The organism is Chryseobacterium sp. MYb7 (genome assembly GCF_002979455.1).
Taxonomy (GTDB): Bacteria; Bacteroidota; Bacteroidia; order Flavobacteriales; family Weeksellaceae; genus Chryseobacterium.
This window is the reverse complement of the sequence record NZ_PCOU01000001.1, coordinates 159146-185782: the sequence shown is the minus strand read 5'-3', so window position 1 is coordinate 185782 and position 26637 is coordinate 159146. Positions and strand designations below refer to the sequence as shown.

Sequence of the window (26637 nt, the reverse complement as noted above, 5' to 3'; positions counted from 1 at the left end):
TAAATAGATTATGATAAAAAACGACCTATATTTAAAAGCACTTCGCGGAGAAACCGTTGAAAGACCTCCTGTCTGGATGATGAGGCAGGCTGGAAGATATCTGCCGGAATTCATTGCTTTAAGAGATCAGTATGATTTCTTTACAAGATGTCAGACTCCTGAGCTTGCAGCTGAGATTACTCTACAGCCTATCCGCAGATTTCCTTTGGATGCAGCGATTCTGTTTTCTGATATCCTGGTAGTTCCACAGGCTATGGGAATTGATTTCAAGATGAAAGAATCTGTAGGTCCATGGTTAGATACTCCTATCAGAACAATGGAGCAGGTTCAGAATATTGAAACTCCGGATGTGAATGATACTTTAGGATACGTTTTTGATGCTATTGAACTTACTCTTCAGAAACTGGACAATGATATTCCATTGATAGGCTTTGCCGGTTCTCCATGGACTATTCTTTGCTATTGTGTGGAAGGAAAAGGAAGCAAAGCATTTGATATTGCAAAATCTTTCTGTTTCCAACAGCCTGAGGCAGCTCATTTGTTATTACAGAAAATCACAGATACTACGATTGCTTATTTAAAGAGAAAAGTAGAAAAGGGTGTTTCTGCAGTACAGGTTTTTGATTCTTGGGGAGGAATGCTTTCTCCTACAGATTATCAGGAATTCTCATGGCAGTATATCAACCAGATTGTTGAGGCATTAAGCCCGCTTACTCATGTGGTGGTATTCGGAAAAGGATGTTGGTTTGCATTGGAAGATATGACGATGTCTAAAGCTTCTGCTCTTGGTGTAGACTGGACTATTAAGCCGGAATTTGCAAGAACACTTACAAACCATACAATGACTTTACAGGGTAACTTTGATCCTGCAAGACTTCACTCCACTCCTGAAACAATTAAGAAGATGGTGAATGAAATGATCAACCGTTTCGGAAAAGACAGATATATCGCCAACTTAGGCCACGGAATTCTACCGAATGTTCCTGTTGAAAATGCTGAGGCATTCATCAGAGCAGTGGTTGACTGGAAACCGAATTTATAAGATTATTCTCTTAAGAAAACATACAAGCCCTGTTATTAAAAAACAGGGCTTTTTTATGATCAATAATTTTCTAACGATCTTTTATTTATTTCTTTATATTTGATTACGAACACTTTAAATCATTATTATGAAAAAATTAAACAAAGAAAAATTGAAAACCATTGTAGCCGGAGGAGAAATTTGCCTGGAATGTGCTATCGGATATTATCAGGTTATTATTGATGGCCGGTGCTATTGTGTTCCCATGGATTAACAAAAAAAGCAGCCCAATGGCTGCTTTTAATTTATAATATAAAGAATTTCGCATTAATTAGCTCAACATTCTTTGTGCTTTCTTAACTCCTTCCACCAAAATATCAATTTCTTCGAAGGTATTATACACTGCAAAACTTGCCCTTACAGTTCCTGCAATATTAAAGAAGTTCATAATAGGTTGTGTACAATGATGTCCTGTTCTTACAGCGATACCCATTTTATCAAGAATCATCCCTACGTCAGAAGCAATTCCCACTCCCTCTAAATTAAAGGAAACAACACCGGTTCTTTTTGCTTTTTCACCATAAATTTTAATCCCTTCAATTTCCAGAAGTTGTCTTTGAGCATACTCCAGCAACGCATTTTCATGATTCTGAATATTGGCATGACCTACTTTATTCATGAAATCAACAGCTGCACCTAAAGCAATATTTCCTCCTACATTGGGTGTTCCAGCTTCATATTTAAATGGAAGACCTGCATAAGTAGTTCCTTCGAAAGAACAGGTAGCAATCATCTCCCCTCCTCCATGAAATGGTGGTAAAGCTTCTAATATTTCACGTTTTCCATATAAGATACCTGTTCCCATCGGAGCATACATTTTATGGCCTGAGAATACAAAGAAATCACAATCCAGTTTCTGAACATCAATATTGAAATGCGGAGCAGACTGAGCACCGTCTATTACAACGTAAGCATCAGTATTTTTTCTTGTTTTAGCAATAATCTCCTCAATAGGGTTTACAATTCCTAATGCATTGGAAACCTGATTAACAGAAACAACCTTTGTTTTTTCACTTAAAAACTGATCAAAATGATCCATCTGAAGAATTCCGTTTTCATCAATCGGGATCACACGAAGTTTTGCCCCTGTTCTTTCGCAAAGCATCTGCCACGGAACAATATTAGAATGGTGCTCCAGATAGGAAATAATGATCTCATCATCTTTCTGGAGTTTCTGTGTTAAAATATAAGCGATAAGGTTCAGTCCTTCTGTTGTTCCTTTTGTAAAAATAACTTCAAAATCATGCTCGGCATTGATGAATTTCTGGATTTTTCTTCTTGAAAGCTCCATTTCCTCTGTTGCCAGCTGGCTTAGGGTATGAATTCCTCTGTGAACATTAGCATTAAGTTCTGTATAATATGCGTGACAGACTTCCAAAACTGAATTTGGTTTTTGGGAGGTAGCTGCATTATCCAGATAAACCAAAGGCTTACCGTTCACTTCTCTGTCCAATATAGAAAACTGGCGTCTTATTTCCTGAATGTCAAACATTTATTTATTTTTTAAATTAAACCGTCCTTATTTAGAACTCTTCAAATTTACGGCTTTTTTTCCGAAAGGAAGTATGAGATAAGGAGGTGATAGTTATCAGTTGATAGAAATATTCGATAGTGTATAGTAAGGATAGTATATGAGGTAAGAATAGTAAAGGGCAAATTGTTATTTATCTTTATCAAACAAAAAAACCTACCAATAAATTGATAGGTTTTATATTGTTTAAATAAGCAATTCTTATTCTGCTGCAGTTTCTGCTGCAGCTTCAGGAGCTGCTCCTTCTTCAGTTGCAACTTCTTCTTCATCTTCATCATCCATTGCAGCTGCACCTCCTTTCATTGCATTTCTAGACATCTTAACAGCAACTACTACTGCATTGTCTGGATGTACGAAAGAATAACCTTCTGTTTTGATACCACCGATGTAAAGTTTGTTACCAATTCTTAATGGAGTAACATCCACAACGATTTCGTCAGGTAGGTTAGCAGGGATAGCTTTTACTTTTAGTTTTCTGAAAGACTGACGTAAAACACCACCAGCAACAACACCTTTAGAACGTCCAGTAATTCTTACAGGAACCTCCATGATAACTGGCTTATCGTCAGATAATTGATAGAAGTCGATGTGAAGAATTTTGTCCGTAATTGGGTGAAACTGAATATCCTGAAGAACAGCTGGAATTGTTTTTCCGTCAACTTCAATAGATACCGTGTGTGCTTCAGGAGTGTATACTAATCCTTTGAAAGCTCTCTCTTCAGCAGAGAAGTTCAAAGGTGCTTCACCTCCATAAACAACACAAGGAACTAATTCAGCATCACGTAAAGCTTTTGTAGACTTTTTGCCCACGTTTTCTCTTTTTGTACCTTGAATTGTAATAGATTTCATTTATAAAAATTTAAAAAATTATTTTGTTTTTAATTTGCAATCTGCTTAAAATCAATTAAATAACAAATTTACTACTAATTGATTTGTGTTCATGAACCATTGTCATAACATCTGCAAATAATGGGGCGCAAGATAGCACTTTTATTTTAGATGACAAATTATTTTTAACAGGAATTGAGTCAGTTACAATAACTTCCAAGAGTTTTGAGTTCTCAATATTCTCGTAAGCCTTGCCTGAAAGCACTCCGTGAGTAGCCATAGCTCTTACCGTTTTCGCTCCTTTTTCAATTAAAATATCAGCTGCTTTACAAAGTGTACCTGCAGTATCAATCATATCATCAATAAGGATTACGTTTTTACCTGTCACATCTCCGATAAGGAACATTTCCTCTACAACATTAGCTTTCTTTCTTTCCTTATAAGCAATTACTACTTCAGCACCAAGGTGGCCAGCATAGTTTTTCGCTCTTTTTGCACCTCCCATATCCGGAGAAGCAATGGTAAGATTATCAAGATTTAAAGACCTGATATAATCTACAAAAATAGAAGAAGCATACAGGTGATCTACCGGAATTTCGAAGAATCCCTGAATCTGGTCTGCATGAAGATCCATTGTCATTACTCTTGTTGCTCCTGCTGCAGTAAGAAGGTTAGCAACTAACTTAGCACCGATCGGCGCTCTCGGTTTGTCTTTTCTGTCCTGTCTGGCAAGTCCGAAGTAAGGAATTACTACGGTAATGCTCTTTGCAGAAGCTCTTTTCGCTGCATCAATCATTAGAAGGAGTTCCAAAAGATTGTCTGCAGGAGGGAATGTAGATCCAATCAGGAAAACTCTTCCTCCTCTTACGGATTCGTCCAAAACAGGCTCAAATTCCCCGTCACTGAACTCCTGAAAGTTGATTTTTCCTAATTCTTTCCCATAATTCTGGGCAATTTTCTCTGCCAAGTCCCTGCTGGTTCTTGTACAAAATAGATAACTTAACTGATCGGCCATTTTTACTTTTTAAAAGATTTTGCAAATTTAAAAAAAAACCACAAGAATTACTCCTGTGGTTTCTAAGTTTTTATTTTATCAATTATTAAGGGAATTTAACTCCTGAATATTTGTTCGGATCTACCTGTGGAAGTGTAGACTTATATTTAGCATTAATAGACTTAATAAATTCATTCGCTACAATACCATATCCACGTCCTGTAAGGTGAACTCCATCTAATGAGAAGGCTCCTCCTGTTACGAATTTCGCAGTATATTTTACTCCGTCAAATGAAATACCGGATTGCCCGTTAAGCTCCAGCATTTTAGCGCTTGCATCCACAAAAGCTAATCCATAAGAGTCAGCAAGTGATTTGATAGAGGCATTATATGCTGTTGTAGCTGTTTGTACATAGCCAGCTTCTGTTTTTGTTAATACATGTTGGTTTTGTAATGGGTAAGAAATACCATAGATATTTACCGGAGCCGGAACTCCTGCTGCAGTACTTCCAATCACAGAACTTGTAGTAAGTAAAATATAATCATCTGCTGTAGCCTGTCTTGCTTGTCCAAAGATCTGTCCGAAAGCGGCAGCTGTTGGAGCCCCCAAAGATGGAGTCAAAGCAGCAGTAAGCTGTGCTGATAAATCTGTAAGAGCAACATCTTTGATCAAAAGCGGGCTTGGACCGGTTGTAGAAAGTAAATTAATTCTATCCCCTGCTCCAAAAGCAGTAAGTGCCTGCTTCAACGGCCCATACAAGCTTGTATTAAGCGTTGCTAAATTTGAACCTAAAGTTGTAGGTGTCAAAGGATTGTAAGGAACCGTAGTAAAAAAAGGAACGGAAGTAACAGAAGGGATATTAGCAATAACACCTTTTGTTGTCCCTACACTTTTAAGACCATCTAAAACTGCCTTAATAGACCCGGCCACCAATGCAGGATCTGAAATATCATTAGATTTGTAAGTTGTCGGATTTGTATTTCCTGACTGCACCGTAGCAGTAGTATACGTTGTAACACCTCCTGTCGTCTGAGAGTTTGTTCCTCCGTTGGTAGCATATGATAATACATCATTATTTCCTATCCAAAGAGAAAAGAATGTTGCTTTCTGAGCCATAGCATCAGCCAGCACACTTGTTGTTGCAGAAGAAGCGAATCTTACAAAATAAGGGTTGGCTGTTCCTGTAGCAAGACCTGCCTGGCTACCATATCCTGGTGCCACCAAGTGGAATGACTTCGCACCAGGTACACCCATATTATTATAAGTACCTCCACCAGATAGAACATCTAGCGCTGCTGCCGGAGCACTTGGCACTGGAGTCAATGATCCATTAACCACCTGAAGGTTCAATTTTCCAGGAAATCCCGGAAGATTGTTAAATCCTCCTACATCGTTAGGCATCAATGGCAGTTTAAAATCTCCTCCCCCTGCAAGTTTCATTTGTCCTGCAATCATATTAGGGTAAGATTCATTTTGACCGCTGCTGTACAAAGCTCCGTCACGATATCCCGAAGTAAGTGAATTTCCCAGTGAAATATATTTCGTAAAATCTGCGTCACCTTTTGTTACCTGGATATCTTTCACATCCGTATCGAAATCCGTATTACAGCTTGTAACTGTAAAAAGAAGTGCAGAAACTGCAATTGTCGATATTATAATTTTTTTCATAGTCTTCTAAAATTAAAATGGATTATAAGATAAACCTAGACCTAAGTAGAATGCTGTTGCTTTCGACTGTCCGTAGAAACCTAAGTTAGCATTATCTACATGTCTGTATTGAGGCATTGCATATCCTCCGGCAATATCAATTCCGAATTGTTTCAGCTTAATACCTACCCCTCCTGTTACCACATAAGTATCATACGAAGGTGTTTCTGGAATAAAGTTGTCTGTAGTGTATGGTGCTTCATCATAATAAGCTCCCAAACGTCCGTAAAACATATTAGTGAACGCATATTGAGTCCCCAATCTGAATGTTTTCGAATTTTTAAAGTTCTTAGGATTAGTAAGAATAGTAGGATCCGATGGATTATTTCCAATAGGAGCATTCTCGAAATCTAAAGTAAGCTTGCTGTATCTCTCCCATCCATGGTAGTTAAAGTCTGCCGAAACCTGCCATTTCGGAGTTACTCTATACGTTAAACCAATTGTATATTCTTCAACCAATGGAAGAACTGCTGAGAAACCATCCTGCCCTGCAGCATTCAGTTTCAACTGTGTATAAATTGACTGAGATGGGAACTGGAATGTAGCTGTACCGTTTTTAGCTTTCATATCTATTGCTGAACGGTAGGCAATACTCACATCTAATTTCGGATCAGGTCTGAAATAGAAACCAAAACCATATCCGTGTCCGCTTGCTTTTTTATCATTGATATTTACCTGTCCTCCAAATTGCGTTACTGCTTTATCCCAATCTACAACTCCTTTTGCATAGATATAGCTGGCACCAAAAGATACCCACGGAGCTAGTTTTACAGAAACCATTGGCTGGAAGTAGAAACTTTTCAACTCTAATTTCTGAACCATTTCTTTACCTTCCCAGTCATTTGGCCACTTAATCGTACTTCCAAAAGGCGTTGTTACACTTAGACCTACGGTAAGTTTTTCTATCGGTCTATAAGTAATCGCGGCATAGAATGGAGTTCCTACAGGGTTATCTGTCTCCGCACTTTGTAAAGTATTGAAGTTTTGAAAAGTAACTTTGTTACTTGCTGCAAACCCTCCTGCCACTACGCTCAGTTTGGAAGGGATAAATGACATCCCCGCAGGGTTAAAAAATGTCACACTCGCGTCTTCGGCATGAGCACTAGTATGCGCCATTGCCAATTGTTTTACCCCCTGCAGGGAAACTCTAAAGCCTCCTGCGTAAGATAGAACTCCCGCCAATAAAGCAGTTGATACTAATATTTTTTTCATAGACTATTATTATATAACCCAAATATAAAATTATTTTGAATACGTCTGTTAATATTTGCCAATATTTTAAACAATATATGAAAAGAAAACTATGTTTAAAATAACACCTTACAATAAACAAAAGATAAAATAATCATTATTAAAGCTTTAAGATTGCTTTAAACAAGAACACATTTAAGTGTTTAATTTTAAACAAATGTTTAACTTAAACGTTTTACCATGATAAAAACCAGGATAATAGAGTAAAATAATAATGAATGTTAAATTAAACAGCCATCCACTAAAATGTTAAATTAAAAAAAATTAAACTCTCTTTTATTCTCTTTAAAGTACCCTTATTCCAGTCTCCGGCTTTTATTCTTGTTTAAAATAAGCAAATGTTTTATCCCGAATTCAGGTTATTTAAGTATTTTAGAATTACATAAAGATAAAAAAACATAAATTTGCAGATTATAAATAATAGAAATATGAGTTGTGGATGCAAAACATCCGGCGATTCTGCACATTCTTGCGGTCCTAAGAAAACCGCAAATGGCTGTGAAAATGTAAATACCTGCGGGAATAGTTATAAATTAAGTGTTTTTGACTGGCTTTCTAATATCAACAATCCAGCACCAAACAGGTGTGATTTTGTGGAAGTTAGGTTTAAAAATGACAGGAAATCGTTTTATAAGAATGTAAATAATATTCCTTTACATATAGGTAGCGTAATTACAGTAGAATCAAGTCCGGGACACGATGTAGGCGTTGTAAGCCTTACGGGAGAATTAGTAAAAATTCAGATGAAAAAGAAAAAGTTTTCTGAAGAATTGGCACTCAAAATATACAGACAAGCCAACCAAAAAGATCTTGAGGTATGGCAGGAAGCAAGAAAAAAAGAAGATGGCGTAAAGCTTGAGGCAAGAAAAATTGCTCAAAGATTAGGCCTTGAAATGAAAGTTACTGATGTGGAATACCAGGGTGACTCTTCTAAAATCACCTTCTACTACACTGCTGAAAACAGAATTGATTTCAGACAGCTGATCAAAGATTATGCAGGAGCATTCCGTACAAAAATCGACATGAAGCAGATTGGTTTCAGACAGGAAGCTGCAAAAGTAGGTGGTATTGGATCTTGCGGACGTGAACTTTGCTGTTCTACATGGCTTACGGATTTCAGATCTGTAAACACCAATGTTGCAAGATATCAACAGCTGAGTATTAATCCTCAGAAACTGGCAGGACAATGCGGTAAACTTAAATGCTGTCTTAACTATGAACTCGACAGCTATCTGGATGCATTAAGCAATTTCCCTTCTTCTTCAACTACTTTAGAAACAGAGAAAGGAAAAGCATTCTGTATCAAAATTGATGTTTTCAAAAAGAAAATGTGGTTCGCTTATGTGGACAGTTCTGTTGCATGGTATGATTTCGATATTGATCTTGTAAAAAAACTGATTTCAAAGAACAAAAGAGGAGAAAGAATACTCCCTCTTGAAGACCTGAAACAGCCGGAACCTTCTGCTCATACTATCGATCTGATTCAGGAAAATAACGTGGATCGTTTTGAAAAGAAAAACAGAAACAATAGAAACAGGAACAGCAACCAGAGCAACCAAAATAAGCAGAATAACAACCCACAAGGGCAACAGGGGCAGCCACAAGGGCAAAAAAGAAACAGACCTGAAAGACAAGAAAGACCGGACAGATCTGAAAAATCTGAAAACCCTAATGCAAACGCTCAGTCCGGAAATCAGCCCAGACCGCAAAAACAACATCCACAGCAAAAACCGCAAGCGGAAAAAGTAGATGGAAATGCGAATGCTGAAAATAAGCAACAAAACAATCCGAACAAGAAGAAATTCAAGAAAAAATATCCTCCAAAAAAAGATAATAATGCATAAAATTTTAGGATTACTGTCACTTATCCTTTTCTTTAGCTGCAACTCTTCCTCAGGAGGAGATGTCATCATGAATTCTGTTGATAACAAATGGAATAAGAAAAGTGAGCAAAAATTTAATCTTGAAATTTCAGATCCGCAGAATCCTAAAAATATTATATTTGTTGTAAGAAATAACAATAATTATCCTTACAGTAATATAAGGTTTATAGTAAATTTCACTAATCTTCAGAACAAAAAAAAGGAAACGGACACCCTTAATTATGTACTGGCAAAACCTAACGGCGAATGGCTTGGTACAGGGTTTGGTGATACGAAGGAAACTTTGTTTCAGTATAAAGTAAAGTATACGTTTCCATCAAAAGGAAAATATGAAATCGGGCTGATACAGGCGATGAGGAATGACAACCTTTTGGGAATTGAGGATATTGGGGTAAAAATAGAAACGGCTAAACCGTAACCATAAATGGAAGAAAACAAAAAAAATGCAGGAAATAAGGGGAAAACATTTCCTCTGCCTCCCAAAAAAAAGAAAGATACCTCCTGGAGAAAATGGGTCTCGTTCATTTGGATCGGACTTGTTGCAGTAGTTCTGGGGATTTCGGGACTTTTCTTTGCGGTATCTCAAGGATTTCTTGGGGAAATGCCTGATGTAAAAGAACTTGAAAATCCAAACATCTTTGTTGCTTCAGAGATTATTTCTTCAGACGGAGTTACTTTGGGTAAATTTGAAAAAGAGAAAACACAACCTATCGTTTATAAGGACCTTCCTCCTTTCCTTATTTATGCCCTTCAGGCTAAAGAAGATGAGCGTTTTAAAGAACATTCAGGAATCGACTTATATTCCATCGCCAGAGCCGTAGCATATGGCGGGGGACGTGGTGGAGGTTCTACCATTACCCAGCAGCTTGCCAAACTTCTTTTTACAGGAAATGCTTCTCAAAATAAGATTGAAAGAGCATTCCAGAAATTAAAAGAATGGGTAGTAGCAGTAAGTCTTGAGAAAAGATATACCAAAGAAGAGATTGTTACTCTTTATTTCAATAAATTTGATTTCCTTTTCAATGCTAACGGTATTGAAATGGCTTCCAGAGTTTATTTTAACAAAAAAACATCTGAACTTACATTACCTGAAGCTGCAACATTTGTGGCTATGCTTGAAAATCCAAGAAAAAACAATCCTTACAGATATCCTGAAAAGGCAAAAGAAAGAAGGAATGTGGTATTGGAACAGATGCAAAAAACCGGGTATATTGATGCTGCAACCTATGAAAAAGCAGCAAATACTCCAATAGAAGTGGACTTCCACCCTATTAAAAGTATTACTGACGGATATTCTGCTTATTACAAATTCTATCTTAGAAAAGAGATTGACAAATATCTTGAAGCCAACGAAAAAGAAACCGGCAAAAAGCTGAACCTTTACAAAGACGGGCTAAAAATATATGTTACTCTTGATTCTAAAATGCAGAAATATGCCGAAGAAGCAATTAAAGAACACTTAACGGATCTTCAGAAAAGATTTGATGCAGAACAAAGAGGTAGAAAGAACAGACCTTTCTATTATCTGAATGATAAACAAATCAAGGATGTAATGCTTCAGGCAATGAAAAGAACCGGCCGATACAAATTGTTGAAAGCCGACGGAATGCCTGAGGATTCTATCATGATGGAATTCAAGAAACCTATCAAAACTTCACGATTCACATGGAATGGAGAAGAAGAGGTAGAAATGTCTCCTTGGGACTCTATCAGATACCACAAACAAATTGCACAGGCAGGTTTGATGTCTATGGTTCCGGGAACTGGAGAAATCAAAGCTTGGGTAGGTGGTATCGACTGGCAGCATTTCCAGTATGATCACATCAAACAAGGAAAGAGACAGGTAGGATCTACATTCAAACCTTTCGTATACGCAACTGCTATCATGAAACTGGGAATGACTCCTTGTTCAGCGGTTTCTAACGGAACTTATGATCACAACGGATGGCACGTACCGGGAAGAGGTGGAATGCTTACTTTAAAAGATGCATTGGCACACTCTCAAAACCCTGTTGCCGCAAGACTTATTGAAATGACAGGAGTAGATGCTGTAATCCAGACTGCAAGAGATCTGGGAGTAACAGAAGATATTCCAAGAAACAATACAATCGCCCTAGGTTCATCAGACATTACGATTTACGAAATGCTAGGTGCCTACAGTACTTTTGCCAACTATGGTAACTACATCAAGCCAGAGATGATTTGGAGAATTGAAGACGCCAACGGTAGAGTAATCAAGGAAGTAAACGTAGAGCCGAAAGAAGTAATGAACCCAATGTACGCATACACCATGATTGAACTCATGAAAGGTGTGGCACAATTCGGAACTGCTTCCGGAGAACTGGGAAGAAAAGGCATTTCCAAAGCAGTGGAAATTGCAGGTAAAACAGGTACCACTCAGAACAACTCCGATGGATGGTTTATGGGAATCACACCAAAATTAGCAACCGGAGCATGGGTTGGATGGGAAGACAGAGCAACTCACTTCTTTGGCACAGGAGAAGGTCAGGGTGCGAAAATGGCATTACCAATCTGGGCTATCTTTATGAAGAAAGTATGGGCAGATAAAAGCTTAGGAGTGACTCCTGATGATAAATTTGTCAAACCTTCGGATTGGAAAGACGGATGTTCAAACCTTAAAGGCTTAAGCGGAGGATATGGAGACGACGGAAGTCTTCAGACTATTGATGAGATCAAAAATCCAAGACCGGTAGATCCAACTCCTAAAAAACCAACAGAAAAGAAAGAGGACAACATTAATGAAAATCTTCATTCCAATGATGAAGTAGATTTCAATAAATAAATTCTCTTTTAGAAATATACAAGACCTTTCAATAATTTGGAAGGTCTTTTCTTTTATAATTAATACCTTTGAAGCATGAATATCGAACGTATCAGACAACCTTTTATCGAGAATTTTCCTGGTGATTTTTCTAACAACCCCATGCAGAGAAACACACCAAAGGTTTTATTTGCCACCATTAAACCTACTGGCTTTGACAAACCTGAACTGATTGCTTTTAATAAAATCTTATCCGAGGAAATAGGATTAGGAAAACTTGAAGATAAAGATCTGGACTTTCTGGTGGGGAATAATCTTCCGGAAAACGTTCAAACTTACGCAACAGCTTATGCAGGACATCAGTTCGGAAACTGGGCAGGCCAGCTTGGGGACGGAAGAGCTATTCTTGCAGGAGAAATCACAAATGATGCCGGAAAAAAAACGGAAATTCAATGGAAAGGCGCCGGAGCAACTCCATATTCCAGACATGCTGATGGAAGAGCCGTATTAAGGTCTTCTGTACGGGAATACCTGATGAGTGAAGCCATGTATCATTTAGGAATCCCTACAACAAGAGCACTGAGCCTGGCTTTCACCGGCGAAGATGTAATGCGCGATATCATGTATAATGGAAATCCACAGCTTGAAAAAGGAGCAGTGGTCATCAGAACAGCCGAAAGCTTTCTGCGTTTCGGACATTTTGAACTCATGTCTGCCCAGAGAGAGTACAACAATCTGCAGGATTTGGCAGATTTTACCATAGAAAACTATTATCCCGAGATCACATCATCAGACAGTCAGAAATACAGAGACTTTTTCGAAAATATCTGCACCCGCACCGCAAATTTAATGGTTGAATGGTTCAGAGTAGGTTTTGTACATGGCGTTATGAATACAGATAATATGTCTGTTTTGGGATTAACTATTGATTACGGACCTTATTCCATGATGGATGAATACGATTTGAATTTTACCCCCAACACAACAGATCTTCCCGGAAGAAGATATGCCTTCGGAAAACAGGGACAGATTGCCCAGTGGAATCTTTGGCAGCTGGCCAATGCCCTTCATCCATTGATTAAAGATGAAAAATTTTTAGAAGATACTTTAAATAATTTCGGAACGTATTTCTGGGAAGCACATGACCAAATGCTTTGCAAAAAATTCGGGTTTGATCAGCTTCGAAAAGAGGATGAAGATTTTTTCACCAGCTGGCAGGGACTTATGCAGGAACTTCAGCTGGATTACACCTTATTTTTCAGTAAACTGGAAACTGTAACACCAGGCACTGACTTGAAAGAACATTTTAAAGACGTTTCTTACATCACTTTAAATGAAGAAATGTTGGAAAAGCTTAGCCATTTCATCACAAGCTACAAAGCAAGATTGGGTTTAAATTCTATTTCGAAAGAAGATTCAGTGGCTATGATGAAAAAGACAAATCCAAAATTCATTCTTAGAAACTACCTTCTTTATGAATGTATTGAAGAGATCAATAATGGAAAAAAAGAAATGCTGGAAAAACTTACCAAAGCCTTAGAAAATCCTTATCAGGAACTCTATCCTGAGTTTTCTGCTAAAAGACCAGCCGGCTATGATGACACCGCAGGATGTTCTACACTCTCATGCAGCTCTTAGTAAATTAACAACAAAAACACTCATTAACTAACATGTTTTTAGCATATTAAATATTTTCACTACATTTAAAAAAATCTTTAATATGAAAAAAATTGTATTTTCTTTAAGTTTACTGATTGGAATAACAGCAAGCTCCCAAACAGTTTTGCTTGATGAGACCTTCGAGTCTTACACCAACTTCACTATTAACAGCATTGGCAGTTGGACTACACTCGATCTTGATGGTTTAAATACGTATACAGGTGGCGGTCCAGTAATTGGTGGTACCACATCTGCATCCTGGACAGCAAACTGGCTTAATGCCGCAAGTCCGATGGCATTTCAAATATTTAATCTTTCAGCAAGCAATGCCACCAATAATGCCACATCAACTGCAGCTGATGAAGAGATTAGAAATTTCAGTCCGCACGGAGGACAAAAATGTGCAGTATCATGGGCGGGAATACCTGCTGGAGGAGTTTCTGCTAATAACGATTGGCTGATAACACCGGCGGTAACCTTAGGTACAAGCTCTAACACTTTAACATTCTGGGTAAAAGCGTTATCTCCAAGTTTTGTAGAAAGTTATAAAGTGGGAGTTTATACAGGAAGCGGAAATCCCACATCTGCTGCCAATTTTACTATTGTTTCTTCACCTGCTACCTCTACAGCTCCTTATGCAAGCTGGCAGCAAGTCACTATCAATCTTGATGCGTATGCTGGACAAACAGTGAAAGTAGGCTTTCAATACATGTCTTCAGATAAATATATGTTTATGCTGGACGATGTAAAAATTACGACAGCACAATCGTTATCAACAAATGAAATTTCCCGGGAAAACACCAGCACATTCATTTACCCTAACCCTACAAATGGTGAAGTCAATATCAAAACCGATAAAAAGATCAAATCAACATCCGTTATTGACCTATCAGGAAAAACCATTAGAACGAATGATTCCGGAACTCCAGATATTTCTTCACTTTCAAAAGGAACTTACCTGTTAAAAGTAGACTTCGCAGACGGAACGTCTAACACAGAAAAAGTGATCAAACAATAGTCACGTTTATACAATCTTTACACAACCACCAACTTTTGGTGGTTTTTTTATTTTACTTTTGCAAAAAATCCGAGACGTGTCTTTTATCAAAACAAAAATCATTAATTTTTTCAAACTGATTTTTCCTTCCACTTATACTGAATTGGCAGTTTTTCTGTTTTTTATAATCTGCTATGGAATTTTAGGTTCATATATTGCGCTTCGTTACAGAATTATCTTTGACAGCAGAATTCCATGGGATGCTTATTTCAGTTTTGATAATAAATCTATCCTGATGACCGGAGGTAGTTTTGAAAGACATCCCCTATCTTATTATTTTTTCAACTGGGTAAGAGAGTTAGCATTATTTATTTCAGGTGGAAAAATGGACGCCAACTTCAGACTTACCCTGGCTTGGCTCAGCAATATTATTATCACTTTAAATATTGTTCAGGTCTTCAAATATTTAAAAAACATCATTTGCCTTCCTCTTTGGCTAAGTATTTTAATCGTTTTGTTTTTCGGAGCTTTTTCTACCAATATCATACTATCATTTACTCCTGAAAACTTCACCTACACCCTGTTTCTACTTTCCTTGTATAATTATTATGCAGCGATAAAGCTAAGGACTGAAGAAAAAACACCTGCAACAGCTCTTTCTCTTGCAGGAATTACTATCGGAGGACTTACCATTACCAATTTTGTAAAAGTTTTCATTCCTCTTCTTTTTGAAAAGGGTTTATTTAAAGATTGGAAAAAATTTGGAAACGCCGTAGTAAGAGTAATGATTGCTGTGATTTGTTTTGTCCTTTTTTATTTAAACAGAATTGATTTCAAATATCAGAATATCTTCTCTAAGACAAATCAGCAGTACGAAAAATTCTCTAATGTAGAGTCTATGCCTACATGGGACATGATTCTTTCTTTCTTTTTCGGAGGTAATATCCTTTTTCCGGGATTCATCATCTCGGATAAGCATAATATGAAAGGATTTAATTTTAAAGGACTCTATATGGACCTTTACTCATCAGTTTTCCCCTACTTTTTTATAGCCACATTATTAATCCTTATTATTTGGAGTTATTCTAAAAATTTCAAAAATAAATGGGTTCAGGTTATTGCCATTTCATTTTTTGTTGATATTGTGATCCATTGTGTGATGAGGTTTGGTCTTCATACTTCCTATATCTACGGAGGACATTTTGTTTTCGTCTACCCGTTTCTTTTGGGATGGCTATTTTATGCTTACAGATGTTCACCAAAGATGATGTCATTATTAACATTGACTCTTGCACTATTATTCATTTATCTTCTGATCAATAATATATTTCGAATGGCGGAATTTTTCTGGTTTATGGAAACATATTACCAATAAAAAAAGCTGAGAAAAATTTCTCAGCTTTCTGTTTTATTTATTTTAATAGAAACTTTTCTATTTTGCTTCCGCACAGAAAATTCTATACTGTACTGCCATTGCAGATTTAAAGTATTCTCTGATCTTCGAAAGGTCACTGGCAGCACTTTGTTTAGTAAAGTAACTTCCTGCCAGAATTTTATAATTTGGCCTTAAAGAAGCATCAGTTTCCACTTTCAGGTTAGGAAATCTTTTTCTGAAATAAGCCTTTACTTCATTAGCTTCTTCATTACTTTTCACTGTTGTAATCTGGATTTTAAACCCTAAAATTCTAGGATTTTTCTTACAAATTTCAGCATTGGTAAGTTCTCTGTTCGGAACATAGATTTTGGGAGGTTTTGTACTGATCCCTGTAGAAATTCCGCTATCATTAGAACTGAAATCTTTAGGAGAATTGGTAGGAGCAGTTTTAGCACATTTTCCTTCAATTCCTTCCAAAGCAGCATTTATTTTGGAATCCATGGTCATAACAAGCTCTGTCCCGGAAAGGGTGTCCTTTTTAACAACTTGCTGGGCTCCAATACTATAAAAACCAAATAGTGATAATATCGAAAATATTTTAATCAAATTTCTCATTTAAACTTGTTTGCGCAAATTTATACAAATTAAAAAACTATACCAAACTAGTTATTTAGAATCAATACAAATTAAACGTAAATGATATTTTCCCTTTTCGATATACCGTTAAATTCCTGTTAAAAATATTATTTTTGCGGAATTGATTGAATGTTCAATAATTTACTAACATAAGATAATTTAAATGATTAGTTGGAGAAAGCATTATAAAAAAACGTTGATCGCAATAGGCTTATTGCTATCAACCAGTGCTTCATTTTACGGGCAAGACGGCGATCCTAAAAACGGAGAGAAACTTTTCAAAGCGAATTGTACTGCATGTCACGCGCTGGACAAACAAGTTGTTGGACCACCATTAAAGGGGGTTGTAGAACGAGTAAAGACAGAAGGTGGTGTAGACAAAGATTGGCTTCACAAGTGGATCAAAGACAATAAAGCTCTAAGGGCTTCTGGGGATAAATACGCCAATGAGATTTTTGAAAAGTTTAATAAGACTGAAATGCAGGTCTTTCCAAATCTTACAGATAAGGATATTGACGACATTTTAGCTTTCACGACTAATCCTCCTGCTCCGGAAGAGAAAAAACCGGAAGCAACTCCTGCAACTGACGCTTCTGCGGCAGCACCAGCAGACAAAACGACTACAAACGTTGTCATCATTTCACTTTTAGCGATCGCTGGTTTACTGGTTTGGATCTTGGTTAAACTAAGACAACTTGTAACGTTAGGTCAGTCTGAAGAATTAGCAGGATTGAATGAAACAAGAGTTCGTTCGTTCAGTGAAATGTATGAGAAATTCCACTACATCGGGAAAGGTCTATTAGCTATTCTGGCTATTTTAGCTGCTTACGGAGTATGGAATTGGTTAATGTGGATCGGGGTTTACAAAGGGTACAAACCTGAGCAGCCTATCTACTTCTCTCACAAAATCCACGCTGGAGAGCAAAAAATTGACTGTCAATTATGTCACTCTAGTGCTAAATACGGAAAAGTATCTGAAATTCCTTCTATGAACGTTTGTATGAACTGTCACAGAACAATTTCTGAATACAACAAAGATCACTACATGGAGCCAGGAAAAGATAAGGCATTCTATGACGGAGAAATCCAGAAGATCTACGCAGCAACAGGTTGGGATCCTGCAAAACAACAGTACACAGGAAAAACACAGCCGGTTGAATGGACAAGAATCCACAACATGCCAGACTTCGTTTACTTCAACCACTCTCAGCACGTTGTAGCAGGTGAGCAGGCGATTATCAATTCTTTCAACAAAAAGAACCCTAACAACAAAATTGATGTTGTTTGTAAGGCTTGTCACGGTAAAATTGATACAATGAATGTTGTTCAGATGGCAAACGACTTTACTATGGGATGGTGTATTGAGTGTCACAGAACGACTGAAGTTGATATGAACAACGGTTATAATAAAGAGTACTTCAAAAATCTACATGACAAGTTGAAAAAACAGTATCCACAAGATGGAGGTAAGATCACTGTAGATGCAATTGGAGGTCTTGAGTGTGGTAAATGTCATTATTAATAACTAAAAAATTAGAAGTATAAATGGCTTCAAACAAAATACAATTCAGAAGTATTCATGAACTTAAAGACCCAGCTTTAAATGGTAAGCTGGCTCTTAAAGAGTTCCAGGAAGAAATTCCGGTAGAAGATTTCCTTGGAGATGCTGAACAAAATGGTTCCAGTACTTCAAGAAGAGATTTCTTAAAATTACTAGGATTCTCTACAGCAGCAGTAACTCTTGCTGCTTGTGAAGCTCCGGTAATTAAAACGATTCCTTACGTAGTAAAACCACACGATATTATTCCAGGGGTTCCTAATTATTACGCTTCAACATATTTTGATGGTTTCGATTTCGCTAGTGTTTTAGTAAAAACCCGTGAAGGTAGACCTATCAAAATTGATCCAAACCCAGCAGCTGGTGATTTAGGTAAAACTAACGCAAGAGCTCAGGCAAGTGTACTTTCTCTTTATGATAATGATAAAGTAAAACAGCCTAAACTAGACGGTAAAGACGAAACTTTCGATAAAGTAGACAGTTTCGTTCTTAAAGGTTTGGAAGAAGCTAAAGCGTCAGGTAAAAAGATTGTGCTTTTGTCACACTCTTTTGCTTCACCAACTTTCAAAAAGTTATTCGGTGAATTCAAAGCTAAATATCCTACAGCAGAATTAGTAACTTATGATGCTTTCCCTTACTCTGCAGCATTAGATGCAGCTCAGGAAGTATTCGGACAGAGAGCATTACCTGTTTATGACCTTAAAGGTTCAGAATTGGTAGTTTCTTTCCAAGCTGATTTCTTAGGGGATTATAACGCTTCTAGCTTAGAAACTTCTTATGCAGCAGCAAGAAAGCCAGGTCAAACCATGTTGAGACACGTTCAAGTAGAATCTAACATGTCATTAACTGGTGCTAATGCTGACTCAAGATACAGATTAAAGCCAAGTGCTGTAAACAAAACTTTAGTTGAAGTTTACAATGCAATTATAGGTGGAGGTACTACTGATAAGACTGCTACTGAAATTGCTAACGAATTGAAAGCAAAAGGAAGCAAAGCTGTTGTTTTTGCTGACGGTTCTAAAGGAGCACAGGTTTTAGCACACTTAATCAACCAAAAATTAGGATCAGTAGCTTTCACAGGTAAAGCGAACTTCCTTAAAGAATTTGATAAAGCAAGATACCAGGAATTCTTAGGATGGGTAAACGCAGGTCAGGTTGGAGTATTAATTACCAACAATGTAGACCCTATCTACTCTCATCCAAAAGGAGAAGATTTCAAAAAATCTTTATCTAAAGTTTCTTATGTAATTGCCGTAGCTGATAAGAAAAATGAAATGTACAAAGCAGCGAAAGCTGTAATTCCAGTAGCAAACTGGTTAGAGTCTTGGGGAGATATCGAACCACAGACAGGAGTATATTCATTAATGCAGCCTACAATTCAGAAGATCTACAAATCAAGACAGATTGAAGAATCTCTATTGGTTTGGAAGAATGGTAAAAACAATGCAGCAAACAACTACTACGATTATTTAAAAGCTAGCTCAGCTTCTATCTTAGGTGGTACTTCTTTCAACAAAGCATTGTACAACGGTATTACTGCTTCTACTAACTCTACAACATTGGCTTATGCAGGTGGAAACGCTGCTCAGGCTGTTGCTGAACTAGGAAACTTTAAACCTTCTGAATTAGAATTGGTATTATATACTAAGACTTCTATGGGAGATGGTACTCAGGCAAACAACCCTTGGTTGCAGGAATTACCAGATCCATTGACAAGAATGTCTTGGGATAACTATTTGACAATTTCTCCTAAAGATGCAGAGAAGTTTGCCATTGACAACGATCTTAACGCGAGAATGCAGTTAGATGGTTCTATTGTAAACCTTACTGTAAACGGAGTAACAATAAAAGATGTTCCTGTATTTATTCAACCTGGTCAGGCAGAAGGATCTGTAGGTCTTGCGCTTGGTTATGGTAAGAAAAACTCAGGAGCAACTGCTGATACCGGAGTAAACGCTTATCCTTTATTTGACGGTTCTAACCTGGCTGTTTCAGGGGTTAAAATTGAAAAAACAGGAGAAGATCACGAATTCGCAGGTATCCAGCTTCAAAATACATTGATGGGTCGTTATGAAATCGCTAAAGAAGTTCCTTTAGCTGAGTTCATCAATGTTCCTTTCGATGATGAGCACAAAGGATGGAACAAGCCTTTGGAATACCACACCATCAGTGGAGCTCTTCCAGCAAGAAAAATTGACCTTTGGGATGCTTTCGATGATACAGATGGACCTCACTTCAACTTATCTATCGACTTGAACTCATGTACAGGTTGTGGAGCTTGCGTAATTGCTTGTCAGGCAGAAAACAACGTTCCTGTAGTAGGTAAAGAAGAAGTAAGAATGTCCAGAGATATGTATTGGTTAAGAATTGACCGTTACTATTCTTCAAGACAGAAAGTAGAAGTATACGAAGGATTGAAAGAAGGAATGGCTGTACCTGAATTGTATGGTACTGCTTTCGGAGACGGAGGTGCATTAAACCACCCTGCAGACAATCCGGATGTAATCTTCCAACCAGTAATGTGTCAGCACTGTAACCACGCTCCTTGTGAAACTGTATGTCCGGTAGCGGCTACTTCACACGGTAAGCAAGGTCAAAACCATATGGCTTACAACAGATGTATCGGTACAAGATATTGTGCAAACAACTGTCCGTACAAAGTAAGACGTTTCAACTGGTTTACGTATAACCTAAATGACAAGTTCGATTTCAACATGAACAACGATTTAGGAAGAATGGTACTTAACCCAGACGTAGTTGTAAGAACTAGAGGGGTAATGGAGAAATGTTCAATGTGTATTCAGGAAACTCAGGCTACTATTTTAGCAGCTAAGAGAGAGAACAGAAAAGTAACAGATAATGAGTTCAAGAACTCTTGTGCTTGTGCTGCTGCTTGTTCTACTGGAGCAATGACTTTCGGAGACATGAATGATAAAGAGTCTGAAGTTAGAGAATTGTATTCTAGCAACAGAAGATATTATTTACTCGAGGAGATCGGAACAAAACCAAATGTGTTCTATCATACTAAAGTAAGAAACAGAGTAGAAAAATAAAGTTTAAATAATAAATAGGTAAAAAATGTCAGGACATTACGAAGCTCCGATAAGGGAACCTCTAATTATTGGTCACAAAACTTATCACGATATCACAGAAGATATTGCACGACCTATCGAAGAAAGAGCAGGTAAATTATGGTGGATCTCATTATATGCTGCACTAGTTCTATTCCTCTATGGATTCGGCTGTATCGCTTACACTATCGGGACAGGTATTGGAGCATGGGGGCTTAACAGAACTATTAACTGGGGTTGGGATATTACCAACTTCGTATGGTGGGTAGGTATCGGTCACGCCGGGACCCTAATCTCAGCAGTATTATTATTATTTAGACAGAGATGGAGAATGTCTGTAAACAGATCTGCAGAGGCGATGACGATCTTTGCGGTTGTACAGGCAGCAATCTTCCCTGTAATTCACATGGGTAGAGTTTGGGTTGGATACTGGGTATTCCCTTTACCAAACCAATTCGGTTCTCTTTGGGGGAACTTCAACTCTCCTCTACTTTGGGACGTATTTGCGATCTCTACGTATTTCTCGGTATCAACTGTATTCTGGTTCATGGGACTAATCCCTGACTTTGCAATGATCAGAGATAGAGCTAAAACTCCTTGGACTAAGAAAATTTATACATTCCTAGCATTCGGTTGGGGTGGTAAAGCAAAACACTGGCAAAGATTCGAAGAACTTTCTTTGGTTCTTGCAGGTTTGGCAACTCCACTTGTATTCTCAGTACACACTACCGTATCTTTTGACTTCGCAACTTCAGTAATTAAAGGATGGCACTCTACGATCTATCCTCCTTACTTCGTTGCCGGAGCAATCTTCTCAGGATTTGCAATGGTACAAACACTATTGTTGATCGCTAGAAAAGTTTGTCACTTAGAAGAATACATCACAATGTATCATATCGAAATTATGAACATCGTAATCGTTCTTACAGGTGGTATGGTAACGGTAGCTTATGCAACAGAATATTTCATCGGATGGTACTCAGGATCTAGATTTGAAGATTTCACATATCTTTCTCCAGGTGCTGCTGTAGGACCTTACTGGTGGGCATTCTGGTCATTGATTATCTGTAACCTTGTAGTTCCTGCTTCATTCTGGTTCAAAAGACTTAGAACGAACATTATCTGGACATTCATTGTTGCATTAATCATCAACATCGGTATGTGGTTTGAGCGTTTCGATATCATCGTTATCAACCTTTCAAGAGACTACTTACCAGGATCATGGACAATGTTTAAGCCAACGATCATTGATGTGGGTGTATATTTAGGAACAATCGGATTCTTCTCTGTATTATTCTTATTATACGCAAGAACATTCCCTGTAATTGCACAGGCTGAATTAAAATCGATTTTGAAAATCTCAGGTGAAACTTATAAAGCAAAAGAAGGAGATGAGCACCACTAAAATTGTATACGGACTTTATGCTGACGACGACGATTTAATGAACGGCGTTAAAGCATTCAACGATAAAGGAATCGCAATAAACGAGGTTTATACTCCGTTTCCGGTTCACGGGCTAGACAAAGCTTTAGGGTTAAAGAAAACTAGAATTTCTGATGCTGCATTCTTATATGCTCTTTATGGTGTTACTATTGGTGCTACTGTAACTTGGTATGTAATGAATCATGACTGGCCACAGAATATTGGTGGTAAGCCAGCTTTTGACTGGGCACACAATATGCCGGCATTCGTAGTTCCAATGTTCGAATTAATGGTATTCTGTGCTGCTCACATGATGTCTTTAACTTTCTTGGTTAGAAACAAAATGTACCCAGGAGCTCCAGCTCAGAACCCAGATCCAAGAACTACTGATGATAAATTCATGATGGAATTTGTAACTGAAGATGTAGAATCTGTAAAACAGTTGCTTATTGAAACTGGAGTTGAAGAAATAACTGTTAAAGACGCTTAAAATGAAAAAGAATGTATTAAAAATTACAGCAGTTTTAGGTTTAACAACGGTTTTACTTAACTCTTGCGGACCAAAGGAGAATACTCCGTTGGTATATTTCCCGGATATGTATTTTCCGGTAGCTTATGATCCATTGATGAAAGCTCAAGACGCTTATTCAGATCATGAAAATGAAATTCCTGCTTTTGTTAAAAATAATGGTGCAACAGGTCTTTCTCCAGTAGAAGGATCAGTTCCTCAAAATAAAGACGGTGTTTTTGAAGAAAGCTTATTACCTAAGAATGTTGACGAGTACAACGCAGGGTATGATGCTTCTAAAAAACTTACAGTATCTCCTCTGAACCCATCTAATGCAGCTAAGGATCTTGAAAGAGGTAAAGTATTGTTTGATCACACTTGTGCTGCATGTCACGGAACAGGAGGTGATGGACAAGGACCTATCGTACAAAGTGGAGCATTCTCTGGAGTGCCGAACTATGCTGACAGAGAAATTACTGTAGGATCTGTTCATTATGTATTAACAAACGGTAGAAACGCGATGGGATCTTATGCAGGACAACTAAACGCTGGAGACAGATGGAGAGTTGCAATGTATGTGATGAGTGCTTTCAAAAAAGGAGCAGCGGCACCAGCGGCAGCGGCTACAACTGAAGCAAAACCTGAAACTACTACTGAAACTAAAAAATAAGAAAAGAAATGTATAGTTTTTCACCAAAATTAAAATCAACTTCTTTAATACTTCTTGTTGCAGGTTTAGTACTATTTGGTATTGGTTTCTTTATGAACAAAGGAATTTCTACTGAGAAGATTGAACAAATGATGGAAGCTGTTCATGCTTCTGGTCATAATGCACCTACTCACTCTAGTGAAATGATAGGACCTCAAGATCATGCTGCTCACCTGGAGCATGCTACTCTACAGATCCACAATCAGCCTTTAGCAGCAATACATTTTGTAGCTGTATTTTTCTTCGGAGTAAGTTGTGCCGTATTATTCTTCTATTGTATTCAACACGCTGCACATGCAGGTTGGCCAATTATTATTACAAGAGTAATGGAAGCTATTGCTTCTTATATTCCATACGGAGGAGCTATTTTGATCATCTTAATGCTTTTAAATATCTTCCACCAAGGACACCTTTTCCACTGGATGGATCCGGATTTGACAGATCCTAACTCTGCTCATTTCGATGTGATCTTATTCGAAAAGAAAAGATTCCTGAATATTCCTTTCTATGCAATCAGAACGTTCATCTATGTATTAGGTGCTTCTTTCTTCGCCTGGAAACTGAAAGCTCAGTCTAAAAAAGTAGACGAGACAAAATCTAAAGTAGAATATCAATTCCTTTACAGATGGGCAGTAGGATATATTGCATTCTTCGGATTTGCTTCTGCAGCTTGGGCTTGGGACTGGTTGATGTCTATTGACCCTCACTGGTACTCTACAATGTATATCTGGTATTCAATGGTTAGCTGCCTTTCAAGTGGTATTGCTGTAATCATTTTACTAAGTGTATACCTTAAGAAAAACGGATTCCTTCCTCAGTTCAATGATAACCACTTACACGATTTAGGGGTTTTCCTTTTCGCTACAAGTATGCTTTGGACGTATACATGGTTCGCTCAGTTCATGCTTTATTGGTATGCGAACGTTCCGGAAGAGGTTAACTACTTCTTTGGTAGATTCCAGCACTATGGTACTACGTTCTTACCAATGCTGATCGTAAACTTCCTATTACCACTATTGGTATTAGTAAGCAGCAGCATCAAGAGAAACTACAAAGTTGTTACAACAATGGCAGTAGTAGTTATCTTAGGACACATTTTGGATTATTTCAATATGGTAATGCCGGGAACGGTAGGACCTTACTGGAACACTCCGGAAGTATTCATCCTAATTTTGGGAGCTTTATTATTCGTAATTGGATTATTTATGTTTACTGTACTTTCAGCTTTATCTAAACTGAAGTTGATTCCTACAGGAAACCCATTCTTACACGAATCTGAAATTTATGAGTATCCTTTCTAAGGACTTGTAACAAAATAAATAAAAGACCGATCGTCATTATGATGATCGGTCTTTTTTATTAAGAATAAACATGGAGTATTAATACATTTGAAACCAACAATAACGGAAGCTATTCTATTGAGCATAAAAAAATCCGGAGAACTATTCCCCGGATTGCTCTTTTACTATAGAAATCCTGTTTTTAAATGCTTTAGCGAACAAGCTTTACGCTACGGTACTCAGCCTGCAAATAAACCATTTCTTTATTCCTTATACTTTCATTTAAATGCTCTATCATACTTTCCGGAGTAAGATAGTCCTGAAAGTAGTTTAATACATTTTCTCTCATCCTGTTGACCTCAGTTTCGGGTGTATTAAAGATGTTCTGCAAAATAGAATCCAGATGTTTCAAATCATCAAAAATTATAGCATTTACACCATCTGTCAGATTGGGATACATTACTTCTGTATACTCTTTTTGAATAATCGGGATAGTCCCTACAGACATGGCTTCAATTACATTATGACATAAAGGCATTACAACTCCCGGGCAGCAAAAATAAAAGTTGAAATGAGATAATGTTTCTCTCACATCTTCCATAGGAAGTTCGAAATCTTCTTTAATGGCAAAAGCATATTTATTTTCCAGGCTTCTTTCTTTTATCCCTTTTAAAAGTTCCTCCTTACCGGAAAGCGCCATAAATTCAGATTTTCCTTTCATAAAGCTCAGAAGTTCTGTTCTGGGAACCACAGAAAACTCTGTTCTTTTAATATCAAGATATGCCTGCGAGTCAAAATTCCCGTAACAGAAAATTGAATTTACTCTCTTTTTATTGACATCAACCTTACGATTCCACAATCCGTAATGATACATTAAAGGATGAAAGCTCATGGGAACATGAAACACATTATCCGTATTATTATTCTTTTCAAAATAAGTGGAAAAATAATCTGGGCTGAACATCTCATCTTTTATCTCGATATAATTTTCAGGCTTATATTTCTTATTCACAATTAAGAAATTATCTTCCCTTACAATCATACTGAGGTATTTCTCTTTATTGCGTATATTCCTGAATGTGGCAAAATCCATCTGATAATAGACGTTATATCCTGCAAGCCTATAAAATTTAAGAAGCAAATAGAAAAAACGATGATAGGTAGTATGATTTTTAATGCTAACCACTACTGCCTTTTGTGTGTTTTCAGGTTTGTTTTTTTTAATCTCCTCAAAAGCTAAAATATCTTTTACAAGCCGATTTACCTGACCAAATCTTTTCTTAATCATGTGTTTATATATTATATTTTTTATTTTCAGATTTCTCAAAACTCAGAAAATACGGTATTTAAGTAAGATGAGAAA

At 37.3% G+C, this 26637-nt stretch carries 21 protein-coding genes; 14 read left to right on the top strand and 7 right to left on the bottom strand.

The annotated features are described in order from the left end of the window. Nucleotides 1-10 precede the first annotated feature (10 nt). Together hemE and CQ046_RS00890 are read left to right on the top strand one after the other, a co-directional pair. Nucleotides 11-1042: a uroporphyrinogen decarboxylase gene (hemE, locus tag CQ046_RS00895; RefSeq protein ID WP_047376227.1), complete on the top strand. Its 1032-nt coding sequence runs from the start codon at nt 11-13 to the stop codon at nt 1040-1042. A gap of 127 nt (nt 1043-1169) precedes the next feature. Continuing rightward, a complete protein-coding gene (locus CQ046_RS00890; protein WP_105700449.1) occupies nt 1170-1295 on the top strand; it encodes a GNAT family acetyltransferase in 126 nt (41 codons plus the stop codon). A 57-nt stretch (nt 1296-1352) separates the two neighbouring features. Here the strand turns inward: CQ046_RS00890 and CQ046_RS00885 are convergent, their stop codons facing one another. From CQ046_RS00885 to CQ046_RS00865, 5 genes are all read right to left on the bottom strand, one after another. After that, nucleotides 1353-2573 (bottom strand): aminotransferase class V-fold PLP-dependent enzyme, encoded by a 1221-nt coding sequence (locus CQ046_RS00885; protein WP_105700448.1) that lies wholly within the window; start codon nt 2571-2573, stop codon nt 1353-1355. A gap of 240 nt (nt 2574-2813) precedes the next feature. After that, nucleotides 2814-3461: a 50S ribosomal protein L25/general stress protein Ctc gene (locus CQ046_RS00880; RefSeq protein WP_105700447.1), complete on the bottom strand. Its 648-nt coding sequence runs from the start codon at nt 3459-3461 to the stop codon at nt 2814-2816. A gap of 55 nt (nt 3462-3516) precedes the next feature. Next, nucleotides 3517-4455, bottom strand: coding sequence for a ribose-phosphate pyrophosphokinase (locus CQ046_RS00875; protein ID WP_047426959.1), 939 nt, complete (start codon nt 4453-4455; stop codon nt 3517-3519). Nucleotides 4456-4540: 85 nt separating this feature from the next. Further along, entirely contained in the window at nt 4541-6103 is a 1563-nt protein-coding gene (locus tag CQ046_RS00870; protein WP_105700446.1) for a G-D-S-L family lipolytic protein, read from the bottom strand. A gap of 12 nt (nt 6104-6115) precedes the next feature. Next, nucleotides 6116-7354 carry an OmpP1/FadL family transporter gene (locus CQ046_RS00865; protein WP_105700445.1) on the bottom strand — a complete coding sequence of 413 codons (1239 nt, stop codon included), beginning with the start codon at nt 7352-7354 and terminating at the stop codon, nt 6116-6118. A gap of 467 nt (nt 7355-7821) precedes the next feature. Here CQ046_RS00865 and CQ046_RS00860 point away from each other — a divergent pair, with 467 nt between their 5' ends. The 6 genes from CQ046_RS00860 (at nt 7822) to CQ046_RS00835 (ending at nt 16089) form a co-directional block, all read left to right on the top strand. Further along, complete coding sequence (locus tag CQ046_RS00860) at nt 7822-9237, top strand: stage 0 sporulation family protein (protein WP_105700444.1); 1416 nt, start codon at nt 7822-7824, stop codon at nt 9235-9237. After that, nucleotides 9230-9694 (top strand): gliding motility lipoprotein GldH, encoded by a 465-nt coding sequence (locus CQ046_RS00855; RefSeq protein WP_105700443.1) that lies wholly within the window; start codon nt 9230-9232, stop codon nt 9692-9694. The genes CQ046_RS00860 and CQ046_RS00855 overlap by 8 nt, the downstream gene beginning before the upstream one ends. 6 nt (nt 9695-9700) lie before the next feature. Continuing rightward, entirely contained in the window at nt 9701-12079 is a 2379-nt protein-coding gene (locus CQ046_RS00850; RefSeq protein ID WP_105700442.1) for a transglycosylase domain-containing protein, read from the top strand. Between the two features lie 75 nt (nt 12080-12154). Next, a complete protein-coding gene (locus CQ046_RS00845) occupies nt 12155-13696 on the top strand; it encodes a protein adenylyltransferase SelO (protein ID WP_105700441.1) in 1542 nt (513 codons plus the stop codon). Between the two features lie 82 nt (nt 13697-13778). Next, nucleotides 13779-14735: a T9SS-dependent choice-of-anchor J family protein gene (locus CQ046_RS00840; protein WP_105700440.1), complete on the top strand. Its 957-nt coding sequence runs from the start codon at nt 13779-13781 to the stop codon at nt 14733-14735. Between the two features lie 76 nt (nt 14736-14811). Beyond that, nucleotides 14812-16089 (top strand): DUF6080 domain-containing protein, encoded by a 1278-nt coding sequence (locus tag CQ046_RS00835; RefSeq protein ID WP_228406827.1) that lies wholly within the window; start codon nt 14812-14814, stop codon nt 16087-16089. 57 nt (nt 16090-16146) lie between these two features. Here the strand turns inward: CQ046_RS00835 and CQ046_RS00830 are convergent, their stop codons facing one another. Beyond that, complete coding sequence (locus CQ046_RS00830) at nt 16147-16704, bottom strand: SPOR domain-containing protein (protein ID WP_105700439.1); 558 nt, start codon at nt 16702-16704, stop codon at nt 16147-16149. A 184-nt stretch (nt 16705-16888) separates the two neighbouring features. Here CQ046_RS00830 and CQ046_RS00825 point away from each other — a divergent pair, with 184 nt between their 5' ends. Genes CQ046_RS00825 through CQ046_RS00800 form a run of 6 tightly spaced genes read left to right on the top strand, consistent with a single transcriptional unit; the run spans nt 16889 to nt 25295 of the window. After that, entirely contained in the window at nt 16889-18247 is a 1359-nt protein-coding gene (locus CQ046_RS00825; RefSeq protein WP_105700438.1) for a c-type cytochrome, read from the top strand. 23 nt (nt 18248-18270) lie between these two features. Next, on the top strand, nt 18271-21336 hold the full coding sequence (locus CQ046_RS00820) for a TAT-variant-translocated molybdopterin oxidoreductase (RefSeq protein WP_105700437.1): 3066 nt from the start codon (nt 18271-18273) through the stop codon (nt 21334-21336). Nucleotides 21337-21361: 25 nt separating this feature from the next. Further along, nucleotides 21362-22759 (top strand): NrfD/PsrC family molybdoenzyme membrane anchor subunit, encoded by a 1398-nt coding sequence (gene nrfD, locus CQ046_RS00815; protein ID WP_047380200.1) that lies wholly within the window; start codon nt 21362-21364, stop codon nt 22757-22759. Next, the gene (locus CQ046_RS00810; protein WP_047376185.1) at nt 22746-23267 is read left to right on the top strand and encodes a DUF3341 domain-containing protein; all 522 of its coding nucleotides are present in this window, start codon (nt 22746-22748) and stop codon (nt 23265-23267) included. The genes nrfD and CQ046_RS00810 overlap by 14 nt, the downstream gene beginning before the upstream one ends. A gap of 1 nt (nt 23268) precedes the next feature. Beyond that, nucleotides 23269-23955 (top strand): c-type cytochrome, encoded by a 687-nt coding sequence (locus CQ046_RS00805; protein WP_105700436.1) that lies wholly within the window; start codon nt 23269-23271, stop codon nt 23953-23955. Nucleotides 23956-23963: 8 nt separating this feature from the next. Further along, nucleotides 23964-25295 (top strand): quinol:cytochrome C oxidoreductase, encoded by a 1332-nt coding sequence (locus tag CQ046_RS00800; protein ID WP_103247875.1) that lies wholly within the window; start codon nt 23964-23966, stop codon nt 25293-25295. Between the two features lie 190 nt (nt 25296-25485). On the opposite strand, the gene CQ046_RS00795 is transcribed toward CQ046_RS00800, so the two are convergent. Then, nucleotides 25486-26562: a glycosyltransferase gene (locus CQ046_RS00795; RefSeq protein WP_105700435.1), complete on the bottom strand. Its 1077-nt coding sequence runs from the start codon at nt 26560-26562 to the stop codon at nt 25486-25488. Nucleotides 26563-26637 lie beyond the last annotated feature (75 nt).